This window comes from Candidatus Saccharibacteria bacterium, from assembly GCA_016700375.1.
Classification (GTDB): domain Bacteria; phylum Patescibacteriota; class Saccharimonadia; order Saccharimonadales; family UBA4665; genus JAGXIT01.
Genome location: CP065016.1, coordinates 1,164,188 through 1,187,360, shown reverse-complemented (window position 1 = coordinate 1,187,360; position 23,173 = coordinate 1,164,188). Strand labels below are relative to the sequence as shown.

The following is a 23,173-nucleotide window of genomic DNA, read 5'->3' as shown; positions in this document are numbered from 1 at the left end:
ACCACTGAGGTCAGAAGGTATTTATGGCTACAGCTTCTCGAGAGGGGCGAAGGCGGTGTTTAGTTTTTTGAGACCTTTGCCTTTGAAGTAAATGGCCGCCATATCGCCGCTGAGCTCTACTACCGTTCCCGTGCCAAATATGTCGTGCCGAACGTGGTCACCTTCATGGAGTTCGGGGATATAGCGCGGTTCATCCGGGGTGAAACTGCTTGTCTGGCCTATCTGTTCTTCGGGTGAAAAATCATCAAATGAAGTGAAATCGGCTCGTCCAAAACTAGGCATAATGGTGGTTTCTTCCGCATGGTCATCGGCAATTTCACTAAGAAAGCGGCTGGGAATATTGTGCTGCATACCACCGTATAGCGAGCGTGAGGTCGCATACAGCATATATAGCTCCTCGCGGGCACGCGTCATGCCCACGTAACAAAGGCGGCGCTCTTCCTCCATTTCGCTCTGGTCGTACAAGGCGCGGCTATGGGGCAAAATTGACTCTTCGAGTCCAATCATAAATACCACTGGGAATTCGAGGCCTTTGGCGCTATGCAAAGTCATGAGCGTAACGGCGTTATCGTCCAGGTTTGTCGCATCGAGATCTGAAATGAGCGCTACTTCTTCCAAAAAACTGCTAAGGCCTTCTTCGTGGTAGCCTTGCGCCACCCCTATAAGCTCACGTACGTTTTCCTGCCGGCTTTCGCCTTGCGGCGTTTTATCATCGAGGTAGCGGAGGTAGTCCAGCCGCTTTACAAGGCTCTCGACCAGAATATCGGGCGGAAGTTCTTCTAGCTGCGCTCGCAGCGAACCAAGCACGTCCGCAAGCTCGACCAGCCCTTTGCGCGCCTTGCCCGTCACGGTGTCGCATTCGGCCACCCGACTCAAAGCGTCACTCAGGCTTAGCCGTTCGGCCAGCATCCAGCCAATGAAGTTCCCGAGGCTGACTGCACCGACACCCCTGCCCGGCACATTGGCAATCCGCTCAAAGCTAGTACGGTCATCTGGCTGATACAGCAAGCGCAAATAGGCAATGAGGTCTTTTATTTCTTTGCGGTCATAGAACCGTACGCCGCCGACAACACGGTATGGCAAACCGTACTGCACCATCACTTCTTCTATGGTGCGGCTCTGAGCATTCGTGCGGTAGAGGACGGCAAAGTCTTTGTACTGCCGAAGCCCCATATCCACGGCCGTGCGGATAGTACGCATGATGGTTTCAGCTTCGGCTCGCTCCGTCATAACCTGCATAAGCTGGACGTGGCGGCCATCGCCTTCGGCTGTCCAGAGCCGCTTGTCACTACGCTGCTGGTTTTTTGTCACGACACCATGAGCGGCATTTAGTATATGCCCGGTGCTGCGGTAGTTTTGCTCCAACTTGATGACCGTGCAATCTTTATAGTCTTTCTCAAACCGCAAAATATTGCGAAAGTCTGCGCCGCGCCAACTGTAAATCGAATTATGAACTACGATTCCACCCGCTATATAGTTGTGCACTCCTCGCACGTCAATGTCATACACCGGGCCGTCATACGGAAGCTTCTCTACAGCTACTATAACATCATCGATTATCTCTGTACCTGCGAGGCTCGGTACAAGCATACCTGCATGCAACTGCGCCGCTGGCATGAACTGGTACTTATGTGCCGAGATATACGCATAGCGGTTGAGTTCGATTGCAGGGGCATTTGCCGTGATATCCATGCCGATTGTTTCCAATTTTCCATAATCTTTGGCGTGGATTTCACTGCGAAAAGTCCCCGCCCTTCCGGCACGCACCGCATAACCTCGCTCTCGAAAAACAGCTAAATCTGCGGCGCTGGTTGTGTTTATGGATAGGCGGCTGCCTCCATCTTTTGCCCCAAAAAGCACCAGATTCAGCGCCACTCGTTTGCGGCCGCTCCTCACCGTTGCTTGCGGCACAAAGTGGGGATACTCAAACAAGATGTTTAGGTCGGCCATAAGTTTTTTTGCGCGTTCAGCGGTTGGGATGTCGGCATAAATACGATCAATGTGGTCTTGCGTAATTTGCATAGAACGATTCGCGTCTGCCCGAAAAACAAGCATCGGGAGGCCGTAATTATAGGAGAAAAATGCCTCCCAATATTCGGCATCGGCGCGGTTCTGACAGAGTTTTAATACCCACATTTTATCAGCACGTTCTTGGTTGGCTCGGACACGCAGGCCAATATCGTGCTTTTTACCATCATAACGAGATGACTTTGTCATACCTATGCGATACCCATGATGCTTCGAATACATAAGGTACACGAAATAGCTGTCTGGAATATGCTGCCAGTGCGCAAATAGCAAGTGATTTGGCGTAACGGTAATATCATGGCCTCTGGCTGTTTTAATAGCAACCAATTCACCCTGAAACAAAAATTCACGTTTAGTGTCTACGACAGCTGGCGCTGTTTTTCCTTGCCCAGCAGATGCAACTATGGTCTCGCCAGGCTGCAGCGATTCAATTGGCCTCATGCCGTCCGGTGTCTGGACCAGACTGCCCGGGGGGAAACATTGCCAGTCGTCGCCCACGACAGCCAGGTTTCGCTTTTCATTGACCAAATACTTTACCAGTTGGTACTGGGCAGCATTTGTATCTTGGTATTCGTCTATCATAATGTGGCTGAAACGAGTTTGCCATCTTTCGCGGATTTCCTTGTGGTTCTCTAGGAGTTGCACGGCACGCCAAATAAGGTCGTCGAAATCTAGCGCCTTGGCGTCATGGAGGGCGGCCTGGTAGAGCGGGTAGACTTTGGCGGCAACTTCAGCAGTGGGACTTTTGACGGTCTCACGGTATTCATCTGGTCCAATCATGTCGTTTTTGGCGCTGCTAATATAGCCGGAGATTGTGCGCGGCGGAAAGGATTTTTCATCGACATGCTGCTCTTTGCAAATACGCTTTATGGTACTGAGCCGGTCAGTTTCGTCAAAAATAACGTAGCTTGAGGGTATGCCGATATATTCGCCGTCCATGCGCAGGAGCCGCACGCAAATGGAGTGGAATGTCCCCATCCACGGCATAAAACTCCTCGGCACTTCCACCGAGGCATCGCTGCTCCGGGATGAACCCGGTTCATCGATGCCCCTAGCGGCAATCTGCTTCGTTGCCACCTGCGCTGCTCGTTCACCGTATTCTCGATACGATTCACTGCGCTGCTCGGTTGCGCCTTGCATATCGCTCGCTTGGAAATCCCGAGACCCTATGCTGGTCATGAGCCGCCAGACCCGCTCGCGCATTTCCCGGGCAGCTTTGTTCGTAAATGTCACCGCCAGAATGCTGTAGGGCGTGGCCTGGTGCGTTGCAATCAGGTAGGCGATGCGGTGCGTCAGCGTTTTCGTTTTGCCGCTACCGGCCCCGGCCTGAATAAGCAGCGGGCCCTCGGTAGTTACCACCGCCCGCCGCTGCTCCGGATTCAACCCCACGAGAAGACTAGCTTGCACCCATCTATTCTACCAGACTAGCACACATAAATTGCTTCAGTTACCCTGTTGGATGCAAGTCATAATTGCTTTTTCATATACAATTTAATTGGTTTTGCGGGATTCTAAAAGTATTTCTTAGAATTTTTTCTGATATACTCTGCTTATAATGTCAGAACTGATACATCCTATGGACCCAGCCTTTGGCATTGGGCGGTATACAGAGCTATTAGCAAGAGGGGCTCTTGGCTCAAGCACCGTCCAGCCCCTTCTAATGGCAGTTACCGGGGAGTACCTTACCGGCCATAATATACGTCACACATACCTTACACACGAGCCCCTCCTAGATAAACAAGCCTACTTGGAGACCATACGCGATGAAATAGCAAATTATATGGTCACCACCCTGCCGCCGCGCCCTTTAAGAACAATCACGCTTACTTTCGCAACTACAGTCGGCCCTCGTCGCTTTCTCTTGGGCGGCGTAGGGAGACGCATAGATAACAGTATGAAAACCTATGTAGCGAGAGATGCTGCAAGCACCTTTGGCATTACCATAACAAATAAACAAATTAAGGGAGCCGCTATCAACCAATCCGAGGGCTGGAATCCTTCGGCGGGGATAGAGCTCGAACCAGGCATAATTGGTCCTTTACTCGAAGTAGTACCCGATCAAAGTATTTTGGGATACTTTATGCTTGCTGAAGACCCGGCTTACGTTGCGCCTGAAACACCTGCTGAAATCGCACTGAGTCAGACCGAATCACTCATCTTGCCCTTTGGAGAAGTCGAATCGCTACTATCTGTTGCACAAGCCGCTTTCGTACGAAGATCACCCGAATCACCCTTTTTCAGAGGTATGATACCCCATAACCTCGACCAAATGACCTCCTAGGCAACGACCCTAATTAGTTGCTCGTTTTATTTGAAGAACGATGTGTGCGGGATGGAGTCTAGTTTTAGAATTTCCATGTCAAGTAGCAGGTCGAGTGCAAGTGTTGCCGCGAGCAAAATAAACACGGTAAAGACGACGGCCTTTCGGCGGCGGCGCTTGACCTGACCGATTGGGACAAAATAGGTGCCGGCAGCTATATGACGTTCGATCTCGATTTCACGAGCTGACTTGGGGTCTACCTCCGCTTCTTCTTTCTGGGTTTGTTCTGCAAACTCAGTGTTTGTAGGAATTTCTGACTCACCTTCCGTGCTCGGTTTTGCCTGGGATTCCTCATTTACAGAGGGGGTTTTCACCTCATTTTGTTCTTTTTCGGGCGTTGAGCCGTCTGCGGGTAGATCTGTGGCGGCTGTATTTTGGGACTTTACATTGTTGTGTTCGTCGGAAGTTGGTGCGGGTGGATCTGTTTCCTCTGTTCTTTCCTGAGGTGCTATGTTTTTACCAGTTAGCTTTGGTCTTGTGCTCGACTCGACGGCCGGCTCACCGGAGGGCTTCTCTGCTGACGTATCGACACCATCTATATTCAGCATCGGATCGGTCGCCAGAATAGGGCGATTGGTAATAATTACCGGCCGGCTTGATGACGCTGGAGGCGTATCGCCAAGATGAACTCCATCCATGACTTTGATAGGTTTCTTTTCGGCAGGCATGTGCTATTTCCTCTCTGTTTGAACCTGATGAGCAACTTTCACAATTTCGGAAAACTGGTGATAGTTCAGGCTGGCGGCTCCCACGAGGACACCGTCTACTTCTGGAAGTTCGAGATAGCTGCGAACGTCGTGCTCGTTCACACTGCCGCCATAAAGGACGTGCATGGCTCGCGCTGCTCGTTCGCCATAAAGCTCCCGAACTTGGTCGCGCATAAAACGAATCATTTCCTGGGCATCACCTGGCTTGGCAATAATACCATCGGCTGTACTGATAGCCCATACCGGCTCATAGGTGAGGACAATTTTTTCAATATCTTTGCTGGTAAGGTTCATGAGAGCAGTGGTGAGCTGGTCGTGAATGACTTGTTTCGCTTCACCCGCATCGCGTTCTTGCTTGGTTTCGCCTATGCATATGATGGGGGAGATATCGTTGCGGATAGCCGCCTGCACTTTGTCCCGCACAACATCCAGCGTGTCACCCGAGTTAAGTCGCCGCCACGAATGACCAACGATGGCGTAGTGCACGAGGTCACCGAGCATAGCAAAACTGACTTCGCCGGTACATGGGCCTTCGTCTTTATTGTAGGCGTCTTGGGCAGCCAAGCGGAAGCGCCGGCGGTCAATCTCAACGCTGAGGGGCTGTAGTGCAAGTATGCTGGGCGCAATGACAACCTCTACGTCGCGGTGAGAAGCAATCCGTTCACTCAGCCTATGAACAAGCAGACTTGACTGGTGCACACTGAGGTGCATTTTCCAGTTGCCGACGATGAGAAGTTTTTTGTCCATAGTGCTAGTGCTTTCCTATAGTGTAAGGCTTGTATGCTGAAAATTCCAAATTCCAAGCATCAAATCTCAAACAATTTTTAATAGCTAAAGTCCAAACTGGCCTCGTGTGAGCTATATTTATTAATTGGTCATTGGAATTTGTTTGGAATTTGGCATTTGGAATTTGGAATTTATTCACTTTTGTTCTCCAGTGCTTCTACGCCTGGTAGTTTCCTGCCACTCATAAGTTCAAGGCTCGCACCACCGCCGGTGGAAACATGGTCGAAACTCGCCGTCAAACCACGGTCTTGGACAAACCCGACCGTATCACCACCACCGACAATACTAAACGGCCGGTTGCCGAACTGCCCGAGCATAGCCTCTGTAAGCAGCTCTGTGCCATGCGCTGTCGGCCCAACCGGCCCCTGCAAACCTTTGGTTTCAGTCACTCCCATAGTGCCATTCCATACCACCGTTTCAGAAAGCTGTAGTAACCCTGCTATAAACGCGCCACTAAATGGGCCGATATCTAAAATCATTTCGTCTTCTGCAACTTGGCTCGCTTCATGAACTGGTCGCTTTGGGTAGGCTTCTATATCCGCAATGACATGGGCGCTCCAGTCGACAATTCTGGTCGGCGCGGCAGCATCGAGTTTTTTTGCAGCCACGCCGTCTTGCGGCAGGTAAAACACAAAATCGCGCTCTTTTTTTACTTCGCTCACCCTGTGCATAATTTCTTTCGCAAGCGGCAAATCATCTGGTTCTATCTTGCTTTTGCCTACCTTGAGACCGGTCGCATGCAGAAACGTGTTTGCCATAGCACCGCCCACCACGACCGCATCGGCAATATCGAGAAAACGCTGCAATATTTCAATTTTGTCGGCAATCTTGGCACCGCCTATCACTGCTACCAGTGGTCGTTTAGGGTTTTCCATAGAGCTAGTTATGGTGTCTACTTCTTTCTCTAGTAATAAGCCTGCTGCACTCGGTAAGCAGTGCGTCACTCCCTCGGTGCTGGCATGGGCTCGATGCACCACCCCAAAACCATCTTGCACAAATACATCGGCAAGGCTGGCGAGCTCCTTGGCAAATTCGGCGCCGTTTGTTTCTTCTTCGGCATGGAAACGGAGGTTTTCAAGCAACAGCACTTGACCGGCTTGCAGGTTTTGGGCGGCTTTTTTGGCGCGTTCTCCCACGCAATCCGGGACGAACTCCACCTCTGTATTTAAAAGCTTCCCAAGTGATTTAGCCACTGGGAACAGGCTGTATTTGGGGTCTGGTTTGCTGTCTGGGCGGCCAAGGTGCGAGCACAAAATGAGCGCCGCTCCGTGTTCGAGGAGGTAGCGCAGGGTTGGGACGCTTTGCTGCAAGCGATAATCGTCGGTAATTTGACCTTTTTCATCAAGCGGTACATTGTAGTCAGCTCGAACAAGCACTTTTTTGCCTGCTACATCAATATCGCGGATTGTTTTTTTCGTAAAACTCACTGCCCACCCATTCTTTTCCTCTGACACCCGATACAAATTTCGCCATGTCAGTGTTTATGGTTTTATTGTACATTCGAATACCGAAATTCCAAATTCTAAATTCTAATCTAACTGACGTATTTTGATAGTATCTGTTGCGCCGACGACCCCAGGATACTGACCGCTCACCAACATAACTATGTCGCCCTTTTCGAAAACGCGCTCCTTTAGCAGAAAGTCGGTAATCTTCTGAGCGGCATGAGCACTAACGGGACGTACGTAACTCTTTACGTCGTACACAATGGCGAGCTGCTGGGCGGTACGCACACTGTCGGTCACCGCTATGATGGGGACGTCGGGACGCTCGGAGGCAATCGTTAGCACCGTTGCTCCTGTTTTCGTTTCTGCAATAATCGCCTGGGCGTGTATACTCGTCGCCATGCCAATAACGGCGCGGCTTATAGCTAGCTGGCGGGTCGGTTCTTTTTCAAACTGACCCTTAAACGACACCCGTACCACACCATGCTGCTGCGAGTAGTTGATGATGCGTTTCATTATTTTCACCGCTTCGTGCGGGTACTTGCCCATAGCCGTTTCGTCACTGAGCATGACGCAATCTGCGCCTAAATACACTGCGGTCGCCACGTCGGACACTTCCGCGCGTGATGGTTCTGGTGATTCGGTCATACTACCAAGCATTTGGGTGGCGACGATGGTTGGCTTGCCGTACTGCAAGCCCATACTAATAATTTGGCGCTGCGCCACCGGCACAACCTCCGGGTTCACTTCTACCGCCATATCGCCTCGTGCGACCATGGCAACATCGGTCGCCTGCATAATTTCTTTTATGTTATCTATGGCGAGCTTGGTTTCGAGTTTGGCGATGATTTTTACATCTGAGCCAAGGTTTTTTAGGATAACGCGCATATTTTCAATGTCTTGAGCAGACTGAATGAAGCTCATAGCCACGTAGTCTATGTCCTGCGTACTGCCATAGGCGAGGTCGGCTTTGTCTTTTTCAGTTATCACGTCTCCGCCGAAGTCCGTATCTGGTAGGTTTATGCCCTTGCGCTTGAGTAAAATGCCGTCGTTGTGTGCCTCGCAGTAGACAATGCCGCTACGAACGCTGGTAATTTCCGTGCGCACCTTGCCGTCAAATATGTAGAGCCGTTCGCCTCGCTTTACCTTTGTACTTAAGTCGTACTGCGTAGGGATAATGCCAGTTTCAAGCCAGTCGGCTTCGTAACCGAGCTTGAGTGTTTCACCCTTTTTAACGGTGATAATATCATCAAATTCGCCAAGACGGATTTTGGGACCCTGTAAATCCTGGATGATGGCAACTGGTTTTTTTAGCTCGCGGCTGGCTTTACGTATCCATTTTATGTGCTGGGTTTTTTGCGGGTGGTCACCATGACTGAAATTTAGCCGCAGCCCATTCGCCCCGTCCGCAATAAGCCGCTTGATAGCCTCGTAACTATCTGTCGCTGGCCCAACAGTAGCAATTATTTTAGTGCGTTTATACCGCTTCAGCGGCACATGATGCTCGTGACCGTTTCGTGCTTCCATATAGATATTAGTTTACAGGCTTATGCTTACTACGCCAAATATGTATCCCTGCACATAGACGTATAAACCTAGACTTTTGTTTCTGGCAAAAATACCTACGCTTAACTCTATCTATCGGCCGAGGGATTCTTCGGTTTTCTTGAGGTCTATGGTGGTTTTGATGATAGTGTCGGGTGCAAGGGAGATGCTGTCTATGCCAGTTTCCACGAGGAAGCGAGCAAACTGCGGGTAGTCTGAAGGTGCCTGACCGCAAAGACCAATCTTTACGCCTTTTGCTTTAGCGACGCGCACTGCTTCGCGTATGAGTACCTTGACGGCTTCGTTGTTTTCATCGTACACATGCGCCACGGTGTGGTTGTCGCGGTCAACGCCAAGCGTCAGCTGGGTGAGGTCGTTACTGCCTATAGAGAAGCCATCGAACAGCTCTGCAAACTGTTCCGCCAGAATGACATTGGCCGGGATTTCGACCATAACATACAGCTCAAAGCCGTTTTCGCCGCGGCGCAGGCCCGTTTCGGCCATAACTTCTTGCACTTTGCGGGCTTCTTCGAGGCTGCGACAAAACGGTACCATAGCCTTAACGTTGGTTATGCCCATTTCGTTGCGCACTTTTAGGAACGCTTTGCACTCTAGTTTAAAGGCCTCGCGGTAATCGTCGCTGTAGTAGCGGCTGGCACCGCGCCACCCAATCATGGGGTTGTTTTCGAGCGGTTCAAACTGGGTACCGCCGATTAGATTAGCGTATTCGTTTGTCTTAAAGTCGCTAAAACGGACTATAACCGGGTTCGGGTAAAACGCCGCGCCGAGTATAGCAATACCTTCGGCAAGTTTGTCTACAAAGTACTGCGCTTTGTCGGTGTAGCCCTTGGTAAGGTCGTTGATTTGGGCACGTACGGCCTTGTCTTTTACTTGGTCGAAGTACAGCAGTGCCTTCGGGTGAATCTTGATATGGCTGTCTATAATGAACTCTTCACGAGCCAGCCCCACTCCGTCGTTCGGTATAAGCGAGTAGGCAAACGCTTGGTCCGGAGAGCCAATATTCATCATCATTTTGGTGTGCGGACGCTCGAGGTTCTGTATATCGGTGCGGTTGATATCGTATTTCAGAATTCCTTCGTATACAGTGCCTTCGTCGCCGCCCCCACCGCAACTCACGGTAACGTTCTGGCCATCGGCAATGAGTTCAGAAGCATTGCCCGTACCAACAACACAGGGTATGCCAAGCTCACGCGACACAATGGCAGCGTGACAGGTACGTCCGCCCTTATCTGTCACGATGGCACTGGCAATTTTCATAATTGGTACCCAGTCTGGGTCAGTCATTTCGGTCACCAGTACATCGCCTTCTTTGAAGTCGTCTATGTCTTTGACGCTCATAATCTTGCTGGCTTTGCCCTGGCCTATTTTGTTACCAACGCTGGTACCTTTAACGATAACGCGGCCTTCTTCGGCTAGTTTGTACTCTTCTATAACATTGACATCACGGCGCGACTGCACGGTTTCGGCGCGAGCCTGAACAATGTAAAGCTGCTTGTCATCTTCGTCAAGCGCCCACTCAATATCCATGGGGTGGCCATAGTGTTCCTCTATTTTGATACCCCAGTCGGCAAGCGTACGTACTTGGTCGTCGGTAATGGAAAAACGCTCTTGATCGTGAACGGGCACGGGGTTGTTTTTGGTCTGGCTGTTTGCCACTGGTACCATTTTCATCTTTTTGGTGCCGAGCTTTTTCTTCAAAATAGCGCGAGTTGGCTTGAAAACAATAAATTCATCTGGGCTCACGTGTCCCTGCACGATATTTTCGCCCAGTCCGTATATAGAGCTCACTACCACTGCGTTTTTGAAGCCGCTTTCGGTGTCTATGGTAAACATAACGCCCGCACATTCACTGCGCACCGCCACCATTTGCTGGATGCCAACAGAAAGAGCCACTTTCATGTGGTCAAAGCCGTTGGTCACGCGGTACACAATGGCGCGGTCGGTAAATAGACTGGCTATACACTCTTTAACCGACTCAAGGACGTGGTGTTCGCCCTTAATATTCAGGAAGGTTGCTTGCTGCCCAGCGAAAGAAGCGTTCGGCAAATCTTCGGCGGTGGCACTACTGCGAATGGCTACCACCAGGTCACCCTTGGGGTGGTTGCACTTTTCGCTCAGCTCTCGGTAGGCGCGAAGAATTTCGTCTTGAAAATCTTGTGGCAGCGTTGCGGCCACAATCATCTCGCGTATGGCAGCACCACGCCGGGCAAGGTCATGCACGTTCGTAACATCGAGCCCCTGCAGCGCCTCAGTAATCCCCTGGTTTAGCCCGGCTTGTTCAAGGAAATAGCGGTAGGCGTCGGCCGTGGTAGCAACACCATTTGGCAGGTTGACGCCCTGCGGGCGGAGGTGATGGTACATTTCGCCCAGGCTTGCGTTCTTGCCGCCCACTTGGGGAATGTCACCGATAGATAGTTCCTCGAAGAATTTGAGATATTTGTACATTTGGTCGCCCACCTTTCGCTATGTAAGATTTTTTACTTTTTTATTGTTATGCTTTTACTATACCGCTTGTGCTCAGGTATTTCAAATAACAAACACTACACGTCAACATATTTTATAATAGATAATAATATGTTATGATATGCAAATGTCACTAGCCTATATTCGAGAAGACCTTACGCCTTCGGATGAACCCGTATTTCGTGTTATATATCCTGACGGTACAACCGTTGAATATGGCGGTAAACCAATAGGAAAAGTGCACGAATCCGAAATACTGACAACCGAATCTATACACCGTGAATTCGGTTGCCTCGCGCTAGAGATACCCATGGAGCATCGTGGAGTCAATACCGATATACAAGATCCGTACACGAGGGCTCTGCAAGCGTCAGAATGGATCGGGATTCACTTCAAGGGTGGAAGAGAAGACATTAGACGAATAGCAACAGATGCCTTAAGCGTATGCGCATTCATACAGACACTTGGACATAACGCACCGCCCTATGTTGTTGGTATAACCCATCAGGACGCGGCGCGCATGGCCGGCCGCTTTGGTATGCGCCTCCACGAGGTTGTTATGATTGAAGAGCTGGCGTTCGATGACCTAGAGTTTGTATTCGAGTGCGCGCGTGAAACAAACCGCCCAGATAAACCGATCCCGCCGCTTGAGCTATGGGCTGCATCCCTCCCTACGGAAGAATTCATTCGACTCGTAACCAATCGCTTTGGAAATAGAACCCAAACTCGATAAAGTTCACCCTTTTCAATCGTTAAATCTTGTGATCTTTTCAAGAGTCTACGCGTTCGGGGGTGCCGAGTCTATGTGGGTGTCGTCTTTGGCGAGCATGTGGCCTTCGGGGTCGATATCGTACGCAATGATATTACCGAACGGCATTTCGAGTTCTTCAACACCTGCGTCAGAAATGTTTTCTATGTATTTCATGAGTGAGCGCAGGGTGTTACCGTGTGCGACCACCAGCACGTTTTTGCCCGCCATAAGCTGTGGTACGACTTCGTTCTGGTAAAACGGCACGGCACGTTCATAGACCGTCTTCAGCGTTTCGCCGCCTGGCACGGGGTGGTCCCAGCCGCGTCGAATGCCGTTGAACTCGTCTTCGCCGACAAGCTCCTTCATATCCCACTTGTTCTTGCCGGTGTACTCACCGTAATCGCGTTCGTTGATTTCGCGGCGGCGTTCGTAGGCTACATTGAACTGCTGGGAAGCGTTGAGCATACCCTCGAGTGTCTCAAGGGTACGGACTTGTTCTGAGCAATAGGCTTTGTCGAGCCGTATGTCGAGGTCTTTTAGCACTATACCAAGCAAGCTTGCCTCGTGAAAACCCTTTTCGCTCAGGTGAACATCGGTCAGACCGGTCCATTGGCCAGTCGCATTCCATTCGCTTTCGGCGTGGCGCGTCAGCAGCAGTCGGCCTGGGGTTGGTTTGAGCGGCTTCACCTTGTTCGGCACGTCGTCATACCAAAAACGGATGATATTCTGGCAGGTTGTCGCATTTATGCGGCCGATAGCTTCTTCGGTATTAAAGGCATTGTGTGGGGTAATGATAACGTTGGGCAGTTTGTTGAGCGCCATGAGTGCCACGCTCTGCTCGCCGGTGCTTTGTGGCAACTGGTTACTGCGGAGCAGTCCGACCTCTTCTTCCATTTTGAAGAGCTGTTCGCCCTCCAGAACGTCGAGCGCAGCCCCGGCGAGACGGTCGTGCATAAGGGCATCGGCTAGAGCGGTCGTGTCAACCAGCTCGCCACGGGCGGTGTTGACCAGCAGTGCTGTTGGCTTCATGAGCTCAAGCCGCTCGACATTTATGAGGTGCTTGTTTTCGGGGGTAAACGGCGCGTGCAGCGTGACGATGTCGCTCACTTTCAGCAGCTCCTCAAGCGGTAGGTATTCAAACCCATACTCTTTGGCCAGCTCATCTTTGGCGTACGGGTCAAATGCCACCACGCGCATCTCAAAGCCTTTGGCAATTTTGATGACATGCTGGCCTATGTGCCCCGTCCCGACCACGCCGAGTGTCTTTTCATGCAGGTCGGTGCCCATGAGCGTCTCGACTTCTACCTGCTTGCTCAAAAAACCAAGGCTGGGCGCGAGCTTGCGCGTCAGCGCCAGCATGAGGGTAAATGTGTACTCTGCCACCGTAGATTCACCATACGTCGGTACGTTTACGACCGTGACGCCATGTGCTTCGGCCGAAGCCAGGTCAATGTTGTTAAAGCCGGTCGAGCGACACGCAATGAGCTTGAGTTTTGGCAGTTTTTCAATAATCTCGCTCGTCACAACCGAGCTCACAAACACAGAGATAACCTCTGTTTCGGGGTCAAGATTGTCCGGCGCAATGCCCTCCTCTACGTATTTCCAGCGGTGGTCAGTTTGTTTGAGACCGGCTTCGAGCTGCCGCTTATCCAGCTCGGACGCGTCGTAAAAATAGATTAATGCCATGATGCGTTTTAGTATGGCATAAGCGGAATGGAAAATATAGAACCCAAGGGGGAGAAATTCCAAATTACAAGTTCCAAATGACAAACAAATTCCAATATTTATAGCCCTAAATCCCAAACGAAAAAAGCACACACCGGTTTACTGGTAGATGCTGCTTATTCGGAATTTAGGATTTGTAATTTCGATATTGTTTGGGATTTGTTATTTGGTACTTGGGATTTCCCTAAGTCTTTGTGCTTGGATATTGGTCATTTCCTCCCCCCAGTGGCACAAACATAAGCATTGTGAGAAGATAAATATATGAATATATCTTCCATACACGCACGACAAATTTTAGATAGCCGCGGCAACCCGACCGTAGAGGCAGATGTTACCCTAGACAGCGGCATGGTTGGCCGCGCGGCAGTACCAAGTGGAGCCAGTACGGGCAGCCACGAAGCTTGTGAACTCCGCGACGGCGATAGCACGCGCTACGGCGGACAATCGGTTTTGAAGGCAGTTGATGCAGTGAACGGCGAACTCCAGCAAGCCTTACTAGGCAAGCTGGCGGACGACCAGTTTGCACTCGACCGCCTTATGATTGCGCTTGACGGCACCGAAAACAAATCGCGCGTTGGCGCGAACGCTATTCTGGCAATCTCGCTGGCCAGCGCCCGTGCCGCCGCTCTTGAACGCGGCGTACCTCTGTACCATCACCTCAACGACATTGCTGGTACGCCTGCAATGTCCCTGCCTATGCCCATGATGAACATTGTCAACGGTGGCAAACACGCCTTGGGCGGCGCTGACTTCCAGGAAGGCATGATTATCCCCCACGGCGCCAGCAGCTTTGCAGACGTCATCCGCATGGGTAGCGAGGTGTTTCATGCGCTGCAAAAACACCTTGCCGCACAAGGACTTTCAACCCAGGTTGGCGATGAAGGCGGTTTTGCTGTGGCGGTCAGACATAACGAAGAAGTACTGCAGCTCCTCGAGCTCGCCGTTCAAAAAGCTGGGTACAAGCCAGGTGAAGATGTGCTGTTCGCACTTGATGTCGCCGCAAGTGAACTATACAAGGACAATGCCTACCATCTTGCGCGAGAAAATGCCACGCTCAGCTCTGCCGAAATGATTGCTCGCTACGACGAGCTTACACAAAGATATCCGCTCGTTTCTATAGAAGATGGCCTTGCCGAAGACGACTGGGATAACTGGGTCGAACTCACCACAAAACTCTCGCGTACGCAACTCGTCGGTGATGACCTGCTCGTGACAAACGTACAGCGGTTGAAAAAAGGTATTGAGCTCAAAGCCGGCAATGCCATTCTCATTAAGGTCAACCAGATTGGTACGCTCACCGAAACCATAGAAACTATCAACACTGCTCAGGCAGCTGGCTGGCGTACCATCATCTCCCACCGCAGCGGTGAAACCGAAGACACGTTCATTTCGCACCTGGCCGTCAGCACGGGCGCCGGGCAAATCAAAACCGGCAGCCTGAGCCGCACCGACCGCGTTGCCAAATACAACGAACTCCTCCGCATAGCCGAACTCAACCCCACTCTCCCCCTTGCCCACCCGTTCACGAAATGAAGTTAAACCGCTCTCTGTTTCTCTATTGAACCAAGTAAAATTACTCGTGTTAGCATTGCGACCATCAAAAAGACCCATCAAATGCCGATGAGTCTCTTGTGGTGACCTCACGGAGAATACTCTGTTATATTCTTGCGACGTGCTCGGAGCTTTAGCTCCTGCGCGCGTCCTCGATTATCGAACTCCCCATTCGCTTCGCTCATTCTGCGGAGTTCGCTTCAGCCTGAAGAAACCAAGTAAAAACCCCAGCCTTTGGCTGAGGTTTTTACTTGGTGACCTCACGGAGAATCGAACTCCGATTGCCGGGATGAAAACCCGATTTCCTAACCGTTAGAAGATGAGGCCAAATTGCTGCGTTTTAAGCTGGATATTGAAAGTATCCTTCAGTAAACGAATACAACGAAAATAGTATAGCATAACAGGGGCGAAATGAAAACCCCGCCAATAAATGAGCGGGGCATCACACAAGTCTAGAGCGGTCAGTCATTACTACCCTGAAACGTATTTACCGAAGTATAGCACACTTTCGACCAAAAAGCTAGGCCCTCTTCAGCTTCTAGTACTGACGCCGTCGGCGCATACTAAACCGTCCACGGGGTTGGGGTGCAAGTGGCGTTGCGGCGAGTGGATCTGGTGATTCGAGTGGTTCTGCGAGGGGTAATGGTGAGGTACCAAAGTCAGCCGCTAAATAGGCTCGTTTGTGTCTGCGGAACAGGATGTGTCTATACCAGAGGAATCCGCCAACCAGTGCCGCTGAAGCAAGGGCAATGATGTTACCGGCACCCGTGTTCGGGAGGGTTGCAACAGGGGCAACACAGCGAGGGTCATCTTTGGGAATGCTTGCGTCATACTCACAAGGGTTACAGCGGATGTCGCCAACGGGGATGCCGGGTTTGCATTCGGGGGCTGGTGGAGCCTCTGGCTTCACAGACGCTCGGCAGCCAGGTGCAGTGTACATCTTACCATCAGACGTAAAACGAAGTGTTGCAACGGCACTATAGGTTCCAGATGCTGCATAGGTATGCGTAGCAGTCACGGTTGAGCCAGCTGCCGCGACACCATTTTGGGTCTTGCCGTCGCCAAAGTCAAAGTCTCCGCTCACTAGTGAAACTCCTTCTCCAAAGCTGCCCGTGGCAATAAAGGTATAGGCTAGACCGTTCGGGCTAGGGCCATCGAGCTTTGCGCAGAGTGGAGGATTCACCGTAACAGATGCTGTATCACAGGCGTCAGGTGTACTAGGGGTACTCGGTGCATCAACACAGGCCTTGTTCACGATGGACGTAGGCGTATATATGACAGCTTTCGCAGTGATCGTAATAGTTACTGTTTGGTTGAGAGCAAGGCTCGGAATGGTATAGGTCAATTTATTGTTCGCAATAGTTCCAAGGCTCGTACTGATAAATTTGACTCCATTTGGTGCTTCGTCAGTAACTAGAACACTATTTAGAACAACATTACCGGTATTTTTAACATTGAGCTCATAGGTAAAATTCTTGCCTGTATCTGTCTTGAGTGTCTCTGTTTTGTTTACTGTCTTGGTGATGGTAACTTTCGGAGCCGGCGGTGGGGCAACCGGAATGACCTGTTCGCACGTTTTTGCTGTCGCTGTGATGGTTGTTCCGCCTGGGGCAGATGCGTAGACGGTAAGTTTTGCCGTAAACGTGCCGACCTTTGTATATTCATGCGGAACTATCTGTGTTGGGCTAGTAGTGGTCACCATCGGCGTTCCATCACCAAAGTCATACACATACTTTGTTATCTTAGCGAGGCCGCTGACATTAGCGGTTGCCGTAAAATTGTATGTGTTTACCTTTCCAGATACAGGCGATTTATTAAGCATTCCGCAAGTAGCGCCAGAAACAACCTTGCTGCCCCAGACTGGATTACCACAAGTAGGCATAACCGTAAATAGTGGAGTACCATTGCTATCGAAAAGTACTTTAACGCCAATTGTGTTGACACCGGACGCCCAGCGTACCGAGGGTGCACCAGCATAATAATTTTTACCGCTAATCGCATAAGCGTAGCTACCGGCAGTGCTTTGGCGCCCAAGACTTTGCCCGCCAGTCATGATAGTGTCGCTACCTACCACAACGCGCCCATCGCGGTACATCGTACCGTCTTTCGCATTAGAGACAAATGTGCCATATGCACTGGATGTGAGGCCGAAATGTGCATAGATTGTCTGCAGATCATTAAATCCATTGCCGCTGTTGTTAAGGTTCACTTTGTCAATAAAACTTTGATTAGAAGTAAACCCGCAGTATATGATGGCATTGGCGTCACAATCTGCAGCGAAGACTTTTGGTATGTTGTTTCCAGCACCTACTGCAACAAATAGAAGTCCTAGTGCAACTACTATTAACTTTTTTTGCCTCTTGATACGCGGTAGCGAGATACGCATATGGTTCCTTTTGTTAGATATTCTGAGGGAATTGTCCCATAAGTATCGGACGAGCGCAAGTGCAACACACTAAAAAACTCACGCGCCCATACATTTCAGCATAGATAACCCTTTTCACGGGGACGGACCGGCCTACTAACACAAAAACCCCGCTTCTCTTTTTCGGAGAGCGGGGTTTTTTGCGAGCGGTCAGTCTTGTCGTTTTTATAGCGTATGATGCTTTTTAGCGAGCAGGCTTACGGCTCAGGAACAACCGATACGCTAGAGCGCTCAGGACACTTACGAGTCCGAACAGCCCAATCACACTACCTGCACCCGTGTCAGGAAGAACCTGCGGGCTATCTGGCTTTTGCGTTGGAGGAGTTGGAGTTGTAAAGGTCACTGATTTCACACAGCTCTGGTTTTCTGCAGCATACTTGTCAGTACCGTTGACACTGAAGAGGAGCTTGAGGCTCACGCTAAATGTGCCGTCACTACCATAGGTATGCGTTGCAGTTGTTTTATCGGTAACAAGTGGCGTAGCACCATCACCCCAGTTGTATGTGACCATCTTCAGCTTGGCACCGTCTTTGCCGGTGTAGTCAACTTTGGCCGTCAGGGTGCGGTTTGCGCCAGCGGTCAGGGTTAGCGCGTCACAGCTGTATACAGGTGTTACTGGCTTTTTGACCGTAACAGGGACGCTTGAACAGTCGTCGTCCTTGGCTGGGTTCTCTGGGTTAACCTCTGGCGCATTCACGCACGCCGTATTAACCAGATTTCCTTCGGTGTAAGCTGTAACCTTTGCGGTTAGCGTAAAGCTCTTACTTTCACCGACCTTCAGACTTGGGATTGTGTAGCTCCATGTGTTACCACTAATGCTACCGACGCCGTTTGCGCTGACAAGCTTGATGTTTGAAGCATCTGCAGGGGTGTCATGGACCTTAACGTTGGTAAGGTCAACCTCGCCATCGTTGGTAACCCTGACTGTGTACTTGAACTCTTCGTTCACATTCACAACAGATTTTTCAACCATCTTCTCAATCTTGACACTTGGCGTCTTGGAAGTCGTACTAAAGGTAACTGTTTTACTACAAGCTGCATTTACAGCTGGAGCTTTATCGACACCGTTTACGCTGAAGAGCATGTTCGCCTTCACTGTGTACGTACCGTCGGCAGCATAGGTATGCGTGCCAGTTGTACCAGTAATGACATCTTGCTTACTGTCACCCCAAACGAGGGTGGTGTTCTTGTATGTTGCACCGTCTTTGGCGGTGTATTTCACTGTTGCCGTAACGGTACGGTTATCACCCTTGGTGACCGTGAGGTCGTCGCAGGAGTAAACCGGTGTTGGCGTTGTGCAGGTCTTGTTTACTGTCACGTCAGCCGTGTTGTAGTAGTAGTTCATGCCTTTTGGCTGTACAAAGGCTAGGTTCCGTAGCAGATTGCTACCACAAGCAAGTTTGTCAACTGTAGGCAGTACTGCTTCAAACATCACGTAGCCTGCCCCGCCAGGTAGGTAGGTACCGACGATAACCCCATTACTCGCAACAATACTGTCGCTTATGGCAGTTCCGTTCGGGAAGTTAGTGTTCTTTAGTTTGGCTGAACCAGGCACGTAGGTAACACCAGCCGGTAGTTGGTCACGGAAGGCTACATCTGACTGAGTAGTGTTGCCCGTGTTTTTGTAGGCTATCTGGTACTGTACTGTCTGACCGGGCTGACCAGCCATGCTACGTACCCACTCAGTTGAACCCTTGGCACGTACATACTTATCAACGCTCACTCCAGGCACCATCACGCGTGCAAGCACCGTGACCGTAGCCGAAAAGTTATAGCAGGGCTTTTCATTTTCCAATACTACACCGGTTCCACTGGTTACGACACCGTCAGAAATGACAGTATCGACCCAGTTTGGAGCATCGTTAGTACCAGTATTGTGGCGCCACACAGCGCTCCCTGGTAAATACTGCAGGTAGGCATCGGCACGGTCGAGGGTTACTGAAGTCGTAGCCGTTACCGTATTGGTATTATCACCACTTATGGTTGCGGTTTGGGTTTGAGCCGTACCTGGCGTGCTTGGGATGTTGATCTTCACACGAAGGTTTTGGGCTATTTTGCCACTATCTGGCAGTTCGCGGTTGTGGTAGTAGACTTCTACCTTCACAACGTCGTTGTACTTTGCATTTATTGATTTGCTGTACGTTGTATCGCCAGCAGTCTTGTTGGCCACACCCATAGTGCCTTCTATGCTGACATCGGCTGCCATAGTAGTAGCCGGTATCAGTACTGCAAGTGCTATCGCAGTTGCAGTTGCAAGACGCTTTGGGAGGGTACTGAATAGTTTAGAAAACCATTTCATATCTTTCTCCTTCTTAACTTACTTAAATTACTCATGACTCAATTCTCTTGACTCATGTCTCTAGTTCATATCGGTTGTTCGGTTGTTAAATAACCATTTGCCGCATAACTTCCACCTCACACAGCTTATTCTTAGCCATTTTATCATAAACACTATTTATTGTCAATATTATTATACAATATCCATAAGCACTTTCGTATTGACATCGTTGTCATTCCCGCGCAAGCGGGAATGACAAGACTATTGTCAGTGTCGAGGTGTGGATTGTGGTTATTGCTCAAAGACTATGGCACGGCTAAAGAGCACCCCGATGCACGCAGGACTCACCTCAAGAAACAGCTATCCTGGTTCCGGGCCATCTGGGACGTTAACAATTTGGAAGTGAATGTGGGTCAGATATTTCGCTTATCGAAAACAGACACTGTTCTTGACGCTATCGCTAGAACCCGCCCGGGTCACCTTGAACAGGGGGCTGTGACGGACCGGGGTTAGGAGTTCCCGTCTGTCCAGGCTGTGTAGTTGAGCCGCCGTTGTAGCCACCGTTCGTAGGCGCAGGGGGAGCAGCAGGAGCCACGGGAACCTCTGGCTGCGAGGCGGGTGTCGTGTCGACTACACCCTCTTGTTGCTGAGCGCCGCCCTGGTCACCACGATCTGTCTGAATCCCCTGATTCTGAGGGCCACTATTCAGCGATGATCCCTGAATAACCCATCTTACGACGCAGCCATTTCTCATAACAGGCGTATAGGTGTGTTCTGGGTCTTGCGGTTTTGAGGCGTTGTTGCATGCGCTTGTGCTTGGTGATGTAGATTCTGACGGGGTGCTTGTGCTTGGTGATGTAGATTCTGACGGGGTGCTTGTGCTTGATGGCGATGGATTCGTTGCCTTAGTTTCTTCCTTACATGGGAGTATAGCAAAGCGTTGGTCGCCGCCATCTACTTTATCTTTACCCACATTGAAACCGACGTTTAGGGCGCATTTACCGGTCTTTAGAACATATTTTGCACTTATAAAGTAGCCCGTATATTGTTCATGATTCCAAGCAACTTCAGGCAAGGAACCTTCTTTTACGCCTTCTGCATTAGGAAGATGCGCGTTTGCCAATGTGGTGTCTTTAGTTACTCCATTTGGGTGAAGCTTACCAAACATAGCAGCCGCACGCGCCATTACCTCTTGAGCCTCGTTGTGCGTTTTGACATTATCTGTCATCGCTTTAGCCGCCCAATCATTTACCCCATCCATGGTGCGAAGTTCTTCTGGTATCCACGCAGCGTTTACTTGCCCCGGCGTTTTATCGCCTATTTTTAGTCGCTCGTCATGCATACCTGCAACGAATATCCCTGCCTCAAGCGGGTCTTGGCATATGCTGGCCTGCATACCTTCTGTTGTTCTGTTTTGCAGTGGAACGTTGGGACCATCTTGATAGAGCCTTCGAGTTCCGTCTTCTCCCGCACCAGCTCGGAAGCGAACATACGTTTTTCCACCCGATTCAATCGTGCTGGGGCCTTGACCGTCATACATTGGCTGGCCATGTTCCTGCACAAGCTTTACACAATCAACTCCTTGGTCAATAGTCAAATCTAACTGAGCAACCGCGTCGACAGTTAAATCAGCCTCCGCGCCTGCTTGACGTGATATACCCCAACCACCGACTCCTATGGCAACCGCCGTGCCGACTGCCACTAGCCCTTTGTTCATATTTCTCATACTTCTTACTCCTTTCGGAACTATCCGTGTTCCGGTCTACATTAACCCTAATATGTAATTCTATCATTGAAATAATATAATGTCAAGTTTATTGTCAAATTTTTATATACTAAGCCCCAATCCCTCCGACACCTCGGTGTGTAGAATTGGGGCATATGTGTATGAAGAAGAACCTAACCCGACATCAAGTTATTGCCTATCGTAAACGAGTGTTAACTGAAGCCGATGCGAAAGGCGCGGCAATCGCTGCCCGAATGTTTGGGATCCATCGGGATACTATCTATGCTTGGCGGATCGAACTGTTCCCGCAGAAGCCTGGACCAAAAGGCAGGGTATCCTGGCAGACGAATGAAGACATTGAGGATTTGGTGCTACAAATCAGGCTGGGACTATCCTATGGCCCGAAGCGAATCGTCGATGAGATGAGTGACTCTGGAATATCCATTGGCGAGAAAGCTGTCCGCGGCATTATTGAACGAGCCGACCTCGTAAAGCACCAGAAACATCCAAAGAAAAAGCCAACGAGACCGTTCTACGCGCCCTATCCAGGCTACCGAGTGCAGATTGACACTAAGGCTGCACCGGTTCGTCCGGACGAAGATAAACGACGGAGTCGGAGACAGCAGTTTACAGCGATAGACATTGTCAGCAAGATCCGGTACCTGGCGGTCAAGGATGGCTTGTCGAATAGCAACTCAATCGCCTTTGTGCGTGAAGCCCTGGCGTTCTACGAATCGATTGGTATTACGGTGGAATGTGTCCAGACAGATAACCACTCCACGTTCACCAATTTGTCTACTGGCGGTAACAAAAAGCGTGACCATGAGCTCAGACGTATCCACCCGTTCACGCAGTACCTGCTCGACCGGGGCATCGAGCACAAGCTATCCCGACCGGGTACACCCCAACATAATGGTTTTGTCGAGCGGAGCCATCGGACAGACGAAGAAGAGTTTTACCACGTCACCAAAACGACCGAGCTTGATGTCGTCGCGTTCAACGAAGCAATGAAACTATGGCAGAACGAATACAATCGCGTGAGACGGCATAGCAGCTGCAATAACCTGCCGCCAATGGAGCACTATGAAGCGGTATGGAAAGGAACAGTAACTCATGTCTAAGTGTCTGGACAATTGGGGCTTAGTACAATTGTCAAATTTTTATTAACTTAAATTTGCTTATGCAATAATCATGTGATGGGAGCCAGGGCTTGCAATGGACGCCTGCCGATTAGGAGGGTGCAGAATGCTTCGAGTAATAAGGGGCTTACAGGCGTTGAGATGCTACCCGACTATTAAAGCCCTGCTAAACGTACTGGCAGAGATAAATACTGGCCATATATTACTAGCTAGACGCATGTCGCTTCGTCATTCAAACTAATGCACATATCACCCTCCAGCGC

14 protein-coding genes and 1 tRNA gene are annotated in these 23,173 nt (G+C 50.3%); 4 read left to right on the top strand and 11 right to left on the bottom strand.

Translation table 11 applies throughout. The features are described 5' to 3' along the window. Positions 1-27: 27 nt before the first annotated feature. Positions 28-3,435, bottom strand: a complete 3,408-nt coding sequence (locus IPP75_06100) for a UvrD-helicase domain-containing protein (GenBank protein QQS69448.1) — start codon at positions 3,433-3,435, stop codon at positions 28-30. 148 nt (positions 3,436-3,583) lie between these two features. Here IPP75_06100 and IPP75_06095 point away from each other — a divergent pair, with 148 nt between their 5' ends. Then, the gene (locus tag IPP75_06095; GenBank protein ID QQS69447.1) at positions 3,584-4,309 is read left to right on the top strand and encodes a hypothetical protein; all 726 of its coding nucleotides are present in this window, start codon (positions 3,584-3,586) and stop codon (positions 4,307-4,309) included. Between the two features lie 26 nt (positions 4,310-4,335). Here IPP75_06095 and IPP75_06090 read toward each other — a convergent pair whose 3' ends face one another. From IPP75_06090 to ppsA, 5 genes are all read right to left on the bottom strand, one after another. Continuing rightward, positions 4,336-5,016, bottom strand: coding sequence for a hypothetical protein (locus tag IPP75_06090; protein ID QQS69446.1), 681 nt, complete (start codon positions 5,014-5,016; stop codon positions 4,336-4,338). A gap of 3 nt (positions 5,017-5,019) precedes the next feature. After that, positions 5,020-5,802, bottom strand: coding sequence for a triose-phosphate isomerase (locus IPP75_06085; protein ID QQS69445.1), 783 nt, complete (start codon positions 5,800-5,802; stop codon positions 5,020-5,022). Between the two features lie 170 nt (positions 5,803-5,972). Further along, the gene (locus tag IPP75_06080; protein QQS69444.1) at positions 5,973-7,268 is read right to left on the bottom strand and encodes a phosphoglycerate kinase; all 1,296 of its coding nucleotides are present in this window, start codon (positions 7,266-7,268) and stop codon (positions 5,973-5,975) included. A 102-nt stretch (positions 7,269-7,370) separates the two neighbouring features. Then, positions 7,371-8,777 carry a pyruvate kinase gene (gene pyk, locus IPP75_06075; protein QQS70168.1) on the bottom strand — a complete coding sequence of 469 codons (1,407 nt, stop codon included), beginning with the start codon at positions 8,775-8,777 and terminating at the stop codon, positions 7,371-7,373. Between the two features lie 147 nt (positions 8,778-8,924). Then, positions 8,925-11,297, bottom strand: coding sequence for a phosphoenolpyruvate synthase (gene ppsA / locus IPP75_06070; GenBank protein QQS69443.1), 2,373 nt, complete (start codon positions 11,295-11,297; stop codon positions 8,925-8,927). A gap of 145 nt (positions 11,298-11,442) precedes the next feature. On the opposite strand from ppsA, the gene IPP75_06065 reads away from it, so the two are divergent. Then, positions 11,443-12,048 (top strand): hypothetical protein, encoded by a 606-nt coding sequence (locus tag IPP75_06065; protein ID QQS69442.1) that lies wholly within the window; start codon positions 11,443-11,445, stop codon positions 12,046-12,048. A gap of 45 nt (positions 12,049-12,093) precedes the next feature. Here the strand turns inward: IPP75_06065 and IPP75_06060 are convergent, their stop codons facing one another. Then, the gene (locus tag IPP75_06060) at positions 12,094-13,752 is read right to left on the bottom strand and encodes a 2,3-bisphosphoglycerate-dependent phosphoglycerate mutase (GenBank protein QQS69441.1); all 1,659 of its coding nucleotides are present in this window, start codon (positions 13,750-13,752) and stop codon (positions 12,094-12,096) included. A gap of 300 nt (positions 13,753-14,052) precedes the next feature. Here IPP75_06060 and eno point away from each other — a divergent pair, with 300 nt between their 5' ends. Next, positions 14,053-15,324 (top strand): phosphopyruvate hydratase, encoded by a 1,272-nt coding sequence (gene eno, locus IPP75_06055; GenBank protein QQS69440.1) that lies wholly within the window; start codon positions 14,053-14,055, stop codon positions 15,322-15,324. A 270-nt stretch (positions 15,325-15,594) separates the two neighbouring features. Here eno and IPP75_06050 read toward each other — a convergent pair. From IPP75_06050 to IPP75_06035, 4 genes are all read right to left on the bottom strand, one after another. Then, a tRNA-Glu gene (locus IPP75_06050) sits at positions 15,595-15,669 on the bottom strand. A 211-nt stretch (positions 15,670-15,880) separates the two neighbouring features. Beyond that, entirely contained in the window at positions 15,881-17,728 is a 1,848-nt protein-coding gene (locus IPP75_06045) for a PKD domain-containing protein (protein QQS69439.1), read from the bottom strand. A gap of 223 nt (positions 17,729-17,951) precedes the next feature. Continuing rightward, positions 17,952-20,066, bottom strand: a complete 2,115-nt coding sequence (locus IPP75_06040) for a DUF11 domain-containing protein (protein ID QQS69438.1) — start codon at positions 20,064-20,066, stop codon at positions 17,952-17,954. A gap of 439 nt (positions 20,067-20,505) precedes the next feature. Beyond that, positions 20,506-21,771: a hypothetical protein gene (locus IPP75_06035; GenBank protein QQS69437.1), complete on the bottom strand. Its 1,266-nt coding sequence runs from the start codon at positions 21,769-21,771 to the stop codon at positions 20,506-20,508. A 161-nt stretch (positions 21,772-21,932) separates the two neighbouring features. Between IPP75_06035 and IPP75_06030 the strand changes: the two genes are divergently transcribed. Continuing rightward, on the top strand, positions 21,933-22,892 hold the full coding sequence (locus IPP75_06030) for a transposase family protein (protein QQS69436.1): 960 nt from the start codon (positions 21,933-21,935) through the stop codon (positions 22,890-22,892). Positions 22,893-23,173 lie beyond the last annotated feature (281 nt).

Bases quoted from the DNA above. Each gene is read 5' to 3' on its own strand.
- IPP75_06035 (QQS69437.1), bottom strand. From the start codon at position 21,771: ATGAGAAATATGAACAAAGGGCTAGTGGCAGTCGGCACGGCGGTTGCC.
- IPP75_06040 (QQS69438.1), bottom strand. From the start codon at position 20,066: ATGAAATGGTTTTCTAAACTATTCAGTACCCTCCCAAAGCGTCTTGCA.
- eno (QQS69440.1), top strand. From the start codon at position 14,053: ATGAATATATCTTCCATACACGCACGACAAATTTTAGATAGCCGCGGC.
- IPP75_06085 (QQS69445.1), bottom strand. From the start codon at position 5,802: ATGGACAAAAAACTTCTCATCGTCGGCAACTGGAAAATGCACCTCAGT.
- ppsA (QQS69443.1), bottom strand. From the start codon at position 11,297: ATGTACAAATATCTCAAATTCTTCGAGGAACTATCTATCGGTGACATT.
- IPP75_06030 (QQS69436.1), top strand. From the start codon at position 21,933: ATGAAGAAGAACCTAACCCGACATCAAGTTATTGCCTATCGTAAACGA.
- IPP75_06095 (QQS69447.1), top strand. From the start codon at position 3,584: ATGTCAGAACTGATACATCCTATGGACCCAGCCTTTGGCATTGGGCGG.
- IPP75_06065 (QQS69442.1), top strand. From the start codon at position 11,443: ATGTCACTAGCCTATATTCGAGAAGACCTTACGCCTTCGGATGAACCC.
- IPP75_06090 (QQS69446.1), bottom strand. From the start codon at position 5,016: ATGCCTGCCGAAAAGAAACCTATCAAAGTCATGGATGGAGTTCATCTT.
- IPP75_06045 (QQS69439.1), bottom strand. From the start codon at position 17,728: ATGCGTATCTCGCTACCGCGTATCAAGAGGCAAAAAAAGTTAATAGTA.
- IPP75_06060 (QQS69441.1), bottom strand. From the start codon at position 13,752: ATGGCATTAATCTATTTTTACGACGCGTCCGAGCTGGATAAGCGGCAG.